The 8402-nt window shown below is 69.4% G+C and carries 8 protein-coding genes; 6 read left to right on the top strand and 2 right to left on the bottom strand.

Annotation, left to right across the window (positions count from 1 at the left end):
- Positions 1–446, top strand: a 446-nt coding sequence (locus E1218_RS36395) for a hypothetical protein (protein ID WP_165949528.1), incomplete at its 5' end; no start/stop codon positions are given.
- On the opposite strand, the gene E1218_RS33295 is transcribed toward E1218_RS36395, so the two are convergent.
- Both E1218_RS33295 and E1218_RS33290 read right to left on the bottom strand, forming a co-directional pair.
- Positions 406–1197 (bottom strand): phosphotransferase, encoded by a 792-nt coding sequence (locus E1218_RS33295; RefSeq protein WP_132327023.1) that lies wholly within the window; start codon positions 1195–1197, stop codon positions 406–408. The two genes, E1218_RS36395 and E1218_RS33295, sit on opposite strands and share 41 nt — an antisense overlap.
- Positions 1198–1203: 6 nt before the next feature.
- Positions 1204–2157 (bottom strand): sugar-binding transcriptional regulator, encoded by a 954-nt coding sequence (locus E1218_RS33290; RefSeq protein WP_202866333.1) that lies wholly within the window; start codon positions 2155–2157, stop codon positions 1204–1206.
- Between the two features lie 152 nt (positions 2158–2309).
- On the opposite strand from E1218_RS33290, the gene E1218_RS33285 reads away from it, so the two are divergent.
- The 5 genes from E1218_RS33285 to E1218_RS33265 all read left to right on the top strand — a co-directional run.
- On the top strand, positions 2310–3674 hold the full coding sequence (locus tag E1218_RS33285; protein ID WP_132327022.1) for an ABC transporter substrate-binding protein: 1365 nt from the start codon (positions 2310–2312) through the stop codon (positions 3672–3674).
- A gap of 13 nt (positions 3675–3687) precedes the next feature.
- Complete coding sequence (locus E1218_RS33280; protein WP_202866331.1) at positions 3688–4644, top strand: carbohydrate ABC transporter permease; 957 nt, start codon at positions 3688–3690, stop codon at positions 4642–4644.
- A complete protein-coding gene (locus E1218_RS33275; protein ID WP_132327020.1) occupies positions 4641–5486 on the top strand; it encodes a carbohydrate ABC transporter permease in 846 nt (281 codons plus the stop codon). Before E1218_RS33280 ends, E1218_RS33275 begins: the two co-directional genes overlap by 4 nt.
- Positions 5483–6949, top strand: coding sequence for a mannitol dehydrogenase family protein (locus tag E1218_RS33270; RefSeq protein WP_132327019.1), 1467 nt, complete (start codon positions 5483–5485; stop codon positions 6947–6949). Before E1218_RS33275 ends, E1218_RS33270 begins: the two co-directional genes overlap by 4 nt.
- A gap of 9 nt (positions 6950–6958) precedes the next feature.
- The coding region (locus tag E1218_RS33265) for an FGGY family carbohydrate kinase (protein WP_132327018.1) at positions 6959–8402 on the top strand (1444 nt) is incomplete at its 3' end.

Genomic DNA, 8402 nt, shown 5'->3' with positions numbered 1-8402 from the left:
GGCCGATGCCTGACAGGCTGACCAAGTGGGGGACGGTGGCCTACGTGCTGGTGGCCGCGGTCATCGCGGTTCAAGCGGTTCTCCTGCTCCAAGGCAAGAAGGCTGATGTGCACGGGTGGGTGCTCTGGAGCCTGCTGGCTGTCGTCCTGCTCTCCGGGGTGCTGATCGCGGCGGGGGCGCTGAGCCGGCGTGGGCTGATTGCCGAGGACGGGCCGTGGATCTTCCGGTACGGCTGGATCGTGTTGGTCGGCCTGACCGTGGTGAACGTCGTGGTGGATCTTGTCGCGTCGGGCATCAGCGGAGGGTCGGTGGCGTGGGCCACCGGTCCGGCCGTGTTCCTTCCGCATTTCGTCCGTCGGCTGGAGGAGTCGTACTACGACGGCGTAGCCGAGGCTGAGGAGGAGCTCAGAGCAGCGCGTGGTGGAGGGTTTCCGCCTGGGTCTTGAACCAGTGGTTGGTTCGGTCGGTGAGGGCTGCTTCGCCGGTGGTCCAGCGTTGGTGGAACCACGGGTGACCGGTCTCGGCGCCTCGGCGGACGTAGTCCATGCACCAGACGTGGTTGCTCGCGGTTGCGTCGACCAGGCGGAGCCGGTCGGCCTCGGCCAGGCCGTAGGCGTCGGCGAACCGCCTCAGCCGGGTGAGGGTGCGGCCGCGGCGGGGGTCGGCGATGTCGGCGTCCGGGCGGAGGGGGGCCCACAGCCGGACCGCGGTGGCGACGTCCCACAGCGCGGAGCCCGGGCCGGCCAGGTCGAAGTCGATCAGCGCGACCGCGACTCCGTCCCGGAACACCACGTTGTCGAGGTTCGGATCGTTGTGACTGACCAGGCCGGCGACGTACTCCGGCGGCACCGGCTCGGCCCAGTCCAGGCCGGCGGGATCGAAGCCCGCGACCGCCTGATGGTAGTCGCGCAGGAGCCGGGCCACACTGTCGAGCGCCTCGTCGGTCATCGACCAGGCCGGATACGGCGGGGTCACCGTCTCGCCCGGGAGGTAGGACAGCACCTCGCGCTGCTGGGAGTCCACACCCAGGAAGGTTGGTGCGCCCGAGAACCCGACGTTCTCCAGGTGCTCCAGCAATGCGTGGGTGGCCGTGCTGCTCGCGCGCAGTGGGCGGCGCACCGTGTCGCCGACACGCACCACCAGGCCCCGGTTGGCGGTGCCGCCGAGTAGTTGCGTCTCGACCTCGCTCTTAGGCATTGCGCGTCAGTGTGTCTGGTCCATGAGTGCCTTCGCCAGAGGTGCGTGGGTAACGATCCCGTTGACCAGCCCGCTGCGGACTGCGGCGCGGACGGCGTCGACCTTGGCCAGCCCGTACGGGATCGCGATCACCTCGTCGATCGCGTCCATCTGCGCGGCGTTGATCGCGACCACCCGGTCGGTCACCCGGCTGTGCACCGGCCGGCCGTCCGCGTCCACGAACACTCCGGAAATGTCCGCGACCACGCCACGGCGGCGCAACTGGTCACAGGACTTCTCGTCCATCGCGTCGTACAGGGTCGACTGGCCGGCCGCCCACGATCCCAGGCCGACCACGGCCTTCGTGACCGAGTCGAAGTGGCCGATCGCCTCGGCCACCTCCGGCTGCTGCCGCAGTGCCCGTGCCGTCGCGGCGTCGGGGACGACGAGCGGCGCGTAGAACAGGTACGCCGGTCCGCCGGACAAGCGGGCCGTGTGCCGGACGAGCTCCACCGAGTTGGCCTCGACGTCCGGCCGGGTCAGGGCTCCGGTCAGCTGGACGACCGGGACGGGCGCCAGCGAGGTCAGCTGCTCGGTCATCGCGGTGACGGCGCGGGCCCAGGCGAGCCCGAGCACGTCGTCCGCGGTGACGATCTCGGACAGCAGGTCGGCGGCCGCCTTGCCGAGCTGGAGCCGCAGCGCCGCCGGGTCCTCCTCAGGGGTGTCCACCACGATCGCGCGGCGCAGGCCGAGGGCCTCCTGCAGCCGGGACGACAGGTCGAGGTCGATGGCACCCGGGTGGCTGATCTCGATCCGCACCAGCCCGCTGTTCCGCGCCTGGTCCAGCAGCCGGGCCACCTTGAACCGGCTCAACCGGAACTCGTCGGCGATCTCCACCTTCGACCGTCCGTCGACGTAGTACCGGCGCGCGATCGACGCCGTCAGCACCAGCTGTGCCGGGCCGAAGGTGCTGGACTCCATGAAGCCTCCCGCCGGTGGTTCCGCTCATATGAGCAAGCCTGCGCACTAGTGTTGCACAGACCCTTGACAGGTCAAGGGCCTTCCCGGTTCACTTCTGGAGTGAGCAGCCCTCTGCTCAAATGAGCAACCCCTCAACCGTGAAGGAGCGGCTCGTGTCGGGACAGCGGAAACGCCTCGGGGCCGCCGCAGTCGCAGTCCTGGTGACTGCGGTCAGCGGCTGCGCCGGGTGGGGCGGCGGTGCGGGCGGCGGCGGGGCCGACAGCATCAACGTGCTGATGGTGAACAACCCGCAGATGGTCGACCTGCAGAAACTGACCGCGGAGCACTTCACCAAGGAGACCGGGATCTCGGTCAACTTCACCGTGCTGCCGGAGAACGACGTCCGGGACAAGATCAGCCAGGAGTTCTCCAGCCAGGCCGGTCAGTACGACGTCGCCTCGCTGAGCAACTTCGAGATCCCGATCTACGCGAAAAGCAAGTGGATCGCGCCGTTGTCGGACTACATCGACAAGGATCCGTCGTTCGACCAGGACGACGTGCTGACGTCGATGACCGAGTCGTTGTCCGGTGAGGACGGCAAGATCTACGGCGAACCGTTCTACGGCGAGTCGTCGTTCCTGATGTATCGCAAGGACATCCTGGCGTCGAAGGGCCTGACCATGCCGGCGAAGCCGACCTGGCAGCAGGTCGCCGAGATCGCGGCGAAGGTGGACAACGCCCAGCCCGGGATGCGCGGGATCTGCCTGCGCGGGCAGCCCGGCTGGGGTCAGCTGTTCGCGCCGCTCACCACGGTGGTGAACACCTTCGGCGGGACCTGGTTCACCGAGGACTGGCAGGCGCAGGTGAACTCGCCGGAGTTCACCGAGGCGACGAAGTTCTACGTCGATCTGGTGCGGGCGCACGGTGAGCTCGGTGCCCCGCAGGCCGGCTTCACCGAGTGCCTGAACAACACCATTCAGAGCAATGTCGCGATGTGGTACGACGCCACCTCGGCGGCCGGCTCGCTGGAGGCGCCGAACTCGCCGGTGAAGGGGAAGATGGGCTACGCCCCGGCGCCGGTGGTGAAGACCGACAGCTCCGGCTGGCTGTACGCGTGGGCCTGGGGGATCCAGGAGGCCAGCAAGAAGAAGGACAACGCCTGGAAGTTCATCTCCTGGGCGTCCGGCAAGGAGTATGAGCAGCTCGTCGGCGAGGAACTCGGCTGGTCCCGCGTGCCGGCCGGCAAGCGGGCGTCGACGTACGAGAACCCGGCGTACGTGCAGGAAGCGGGCGCGTTCGCGGAGCCGACCCGGCAGGCGATCGAGGCCGCGGACCCGCGGAACCCGGGCACCCAGCCGCGGCCGGCGATCGGGATCCAGTTCGTCGACATCCCGGAGTTCCCGGATCTCGGCACCCAGGTCAGTCAGGACGTGAGCTCGGCGATCGCCGGGCGGATGAGTGTGGACGAAGCGCTGGAACGCGGGCAGGAGCTCGCCGACGACGTCGCGGAGCGGTACCGCTCCCGCGAGGCGAAGTAGAGGGGAGCCGGTCATGTCTGTGGATACTGAAACGCGGCGGCCGGGGCGCCGGCACGCCGCGTCACCGCCGGGATCCGAGGGCACGATGATGCGCCAGGCCGGTGACTGGGCCCGGCGCGCGCCGCTGCTGCCCGCGCTGGTGTTCATGATCATCGTCACCCAGCTGCCGTTCCTGGTCACCATCGTGGTGTCCTTCATGGACTGGAACGCCTACTACCCGGACGAGCGGGGGTTCGCCGGGGTGGACAACTTCCGCCGGGTGCTGACGGACGCGAACACCCGGAACGCGATCTGGGTGACGATCCTGCTGACCGCGGGCGTCGTCCTGATCAGCCTGGTGCTCGGTCTGATGATCGCGCTGCTGCTGGACCGGAAGTTCCGCGGCCGGGGCGTGGTCCGGACGATGATGATCACGCCGTTCCTGGTCGTCCCGGTGGCCGCGGCGCTGCTGTGGAAGCACGCGCTGTACAACCCGACGTACGGTCTCTTCAACGGTGTGCTGACGTGGTTGTTCGGTGACAACGCGCCGCAGCCCGACTGGATCAGCAACCAGCCGCTGTGGTCGATCATCTTCGCGCTGGTCTGGCAGTGGACGCCGTTCATGATGCTGATCCTCCTGGCCGGGCTGCAGAGCCGTCCGCTGGACGTGATCGAGGCGGCCGGGATCGACGGCGCGAACCAGTGGGAGATCTTCCGCTACATGACGTTGCCGCACCTGCGGCAGTACCTGGAGCTGTCCGCGCTGCTCGGCTCCATCTACGTCGTCCAGAACTTCGACGCGGTCTTCACCATCACGTCCGGCGGCCTCGGTACGGCGAACCTGCCGTACACGATCTACCAGACCTTCTACACCGCCCACGACTACGGCCGGGCCTCCGCGGCCGGCGTGATCGTGGTGATCGGCACGATCGTGATCGCGACGCTCGCGCTCCGGTCGGTGTCCACGCTGTTCAAGGAGGAGGGACGATGACCGGCCAGGTAACGATGGTGACCGGGCGGAAGCGCCGTGGTGGTGGGTTCGCACTGACCGGGCTGGCCTGGATCGTCGGGATCCTGTTCGTGCTGCCGGTGCTGTGGATGCTGCTGACGTCGTTCCACACCGAGGAGGATGCGGCGAAGAACCCGCCGGACGTGGCCGCGCCGCTGAGTCTCGACGGCTACCGCTCGTTCTTCGACACCGGGCCCTGGCCGTCGCTCGCGAACTCGCTCACCGCGAGCATCCTGTCCACGATCCTGGTGATCCTGCTCGCCTTCCCGGCGGCGTACGCGCTGTCGATCAAGCCGGTGAAGAGGTGGACCGACGTGCTGTTCTTCTTCCTGTCCACCAAGATGCTGCCGGTGGTGGCCGGCCTGCTGCCGATCTACCTGTTCGCACAGTCGGTCGGGTTCCTGGACAACATCTGGCTGCTGATCATCCTGTACACCTCGATGAACCTGCCGATCGCGGTCTGGATGCTGCGCAGCTTCCTGTCCGAGGTGCCGGTGGAGATTCTCGAGGCGGCGTCCGTCGACGGCGCGAACCTGACCCGCACGCTGCGGTCGGTGGTCGCGCCGGTGGTGACGCCGGGGATCGCGTCGGCGGCGCTGATCTGCTTCATCTTCAGCTGGAACGAACTGCTGTTCGCCCGGGTGCTGACCGGCACGGTGGCGCAGACGGCTCCGGTGTTCTTGACTGGGTTCGTGACCAGCCAAGGATTGTTCCTCGCCAAAGTCTGTGCCGCGTCCATCGTGGTGTCGCTGCCGGTGCTGATCGCCGGGTTCGCCGCCCAGGACAAGCTCGTCCAGGGCCTGTCGCTGGGAGCGGTCAAGTGACCGCACTGACAGCGGCCGGTCTGGATGCCCTGGGCAACGAGGTCGGGAGGCCGTCGTACGACCGTACGGCGGTCCGCCCGGGCATCGTGCACTTCGGCGTCGGCGGGTTCCACCGGGCCCACCAGGCGATGTACCTCGACCAGTTGATGAACGACGGGAAGGCGCTCGGCTGGGGCATCGTCGGCGTCGGCGTCCTGCCGCAGGACCGCCGGATGTACGACGTGCTGCACGCCCAGGACTGCCTCTACACCCTCGTCGTGAAGTACCCGGACGGCACGCTCGAGCCCCGGGTGATCGGGTCGATCGTGGACTACCTGTTCGCGCCGGACGACCCGTCCGCGGTGCTGGACCGGATGGTGGATCCGGGGACCCGGATCGTCTCGTTGACGATCACCGAGGGCGGGTACCACGTCAACCAGGTGACCGGTGAGCTCGACGCGTCCGATCCCGGGCTGGCGGCCGACCTGCGGCCGGGTGCGGTGCCCGGCAGTGTCTTCGGGTTCCTCGTCGAGGCGCTCGCGCGCCGGCGGGCGGCCGGGGTGGCGCCGTTCACGGTGATGTCGTGCGACAACATCCCTGGGAACGGGCACGTGGCGAAGAAGATGCTGACGTCGTTCGCCCGGCTGAAGGACCCGGAGCTGGCCGACTGGATCGCCGCCGAGGTCCGCTTCCCGAACTGCATGGTCGACCGGATCACGCCCGTGACGGCGGACTCCGACCGGGCGGCGCTGGCCGAGCGGTTCGGGGTCGAGGACGGCTGGCCGGTGGTCTGCGAGCCGTTCACGCAGTGGGTGCTGGAGGACGACTTCGGCGGCGACCGGCCGCCGTACGAGGATGTCGGCGTACAACTCGTGGAGGACGTCGAGCCGTACGAGCTGATGAAGCTGCGGCTGCTGAACGCGAGCCACCAGGCGCTGTGCTACCTCGGCTACCTGGCGGGCTACCGGTACGCGCACGAGGTGTGCCAGGACAAGCTGTTCGTCGACTTCCTGCTCGGCTACATGGCCAACGAAGGTGCGCCGACGTTGCCGCCGGTGCCCGGGGTCGACCTCGATCGCTACCAGCACCAGTTGATCGAGCGGTTCGCGAACCCGGAGGTGCGGGACACACTGGCGCGGCTGTGCGCGGAGAGTTCCGACCGGATCCCGAAGTGGTTGCTGCCGGTGGTGCGCGAGCAACTGGCGGCCGGGCGGGAGATCGGACGATCGGTGCTCGTGGTCGCGTCCTGGGCCCGGTACGCCGAGGGCGTCGACGAGCAGGGTCAGCCGATCGAGGTGGTCGACCGGTTGCGCGACAAGCTGGTCGAGCGCGCCCAGCACAACCGCGACGACCCGCTGGTGTTCATCTCCGACCCGGACCTGTTCGGTGACCTCGCGTCGAACGAGCAGTTCGTCACGCAGTACAAGGCCGCCCTGAAGTCGCTTCACGAGATCGGCGCCCGCGCCACTCTCGAAGCACTCTAATCTGGATCCATGACTGAGCAGAGACTGGTCGCCGGTGTGGACTGCTCCACCCAGGCGACCAAGGTCGTCGTGTGCGATGCCGAGACCGGAGCCGTACTGCGGGAGGGGCGGGCGCCGCATCCGGACGGGACCCAGGTGGACCCGGCCGAGTGGTGGAAGGCCTGGGAGATCGCGTCCGACGGACTGCTCGACGGCGTCGAGGCGATCTCGATCGGTGGTCAGCAGCACGGCATGGTCCTGCTGGACGACTCTGGTGAGGTCGTCCACCCGGCCGTGCTGTGGAACGACACCTCCTCGGCCGACGCGACCGTGGACCTGGTCTCCGAACTCGGCGGACCGGGCGCCTGGGCCGACGCGGTCGGCTCGGTGCCCGTGCCGTCGTTGACCGTGACCAAGCTGCGGTGGATCCGGGACGCCGACGGGAGCGCTCCCGCGGACGCGGCGCGGCGCGAGGCGGCGGCGCGTGCGGCCGCCGTCGTCCTGCCGCACGACTGGATGACGCATCGACTCGCGGCCGACCGGTCCGGCATCTCCGGGACCACCACCGATCGTGGTGACGCGTCCGGCACCGGCTGGTGGTCGCCGGCCTCGAACAGCTACCGGCCCGAGTTGGTGGAGCAGGCGTTCGGGCGACCGCTGGAGTTGCCGCGGGTGGCCGGGCCGGCGGAGATCGTCGGTCAGACCGCCGGTGGTGCGGCGCTCGCGGCCGGTACGGGCGACAACATGGCGGCCGCGCTCGGCCTCGACCTGCAGCCGGGTGACGTGGCCGTGTCCCTCGGCACGAGTGGTACGGCGTTCGCCCGGTCGGCGGCGCCCACCTCGGACCCGAGCGGCCTGGTGGCGGGCTTCGCCTCCGCGACCGGCGACTACCTCCCGCTGGTCTGCACACTGAACGCGGCCCGGGTCCTGTCGTCCACGGCCGGGCTGCTCGGAATGGACCTCGACGCCTTCAACGACGCGGCCCTCACCGCGACCGGCAGCAACGGGTTGGTCCTGCTGCCGTACCTCGACGGCGAGCGCACCCCGGACCTGCCGCACTCGACCGGTCTGGTCTACGGCCTGACCCGCGCGACGATGCAACCCGCGACCATGGCCCGCGCTGCCGTCGAGGGCCTACTGTGCGGCCTGGCCGACGCAGTGGACGCGCTCCGCGACCAAGGCCTCCCGGTCAACCGTGTCCTCCTGCTCGGCGGTGCCGCCCGCTCCCGCGCCGTACAGGCGCTCGCGTCGGCCCTGCTCGGCGCCGAGGTGATCCTTCCGGAGCCGGCCGAGTACGTCGCCCTCGGCGCCGCCCGCCAGGCCGCCTGGGCCCTCTCCGGCGCCGACACCCCACCCACCTGGCAGGTCCCGGCCGGCAAACCCGAGCCCTCGGCCATGACCGAACCCGAAGCCGCCCGAGTCCGCTCGCTGTACGCCCACGTCCTCGAGAACACCCGCCCCGTCCCTGTCTCTT

It is taken from the genome of Kribbella turkmenica (assembly GCF_004348725.1).
Classification (GTDB): domain Bacteria; phylum Actinomycetota; class Actinomycetes; order Propionibacteriales; family Kribbellaceae; genus Kribbella; species Kribbella turkmenica.
This window is presented reverse-complemented; position numbering and strand designations above follow the sequence as displayed.

Excerpts from the sequence above, each read along its gene's own strand:
- E1218_RS33295 (WP_132327023.1), bottom strand. The coding sequence starts at position 1,197 with ATGCCTAAGAGCGAGGTCGAGACGCAACTACTCGGCGGCACCGCCAAC.
- E1218_RS33290 (WP_202866333.1), bottom strand. The coding sequence starts at position 2,157 with ATGGAGTCCAGCACCTTCGGCCCGGCACAGCTGGTGCTGACGGCGTCG.
- E1218_RS33280 (WP_202866331.1), top strand. The coding sequence starts at position 3,688 with ATGTCTGTGGATACTGAAACGCGGCGGCCGGGGCGCCGGCACGCCGCG.
- E1218_RS33275 (WP_132327020.1), top strand. The coding sequence starts at position 4,641 with ATGACCGGCCAGGTAACGATGGTGACCGGGCGGAAGCGCCGTGGTGGT.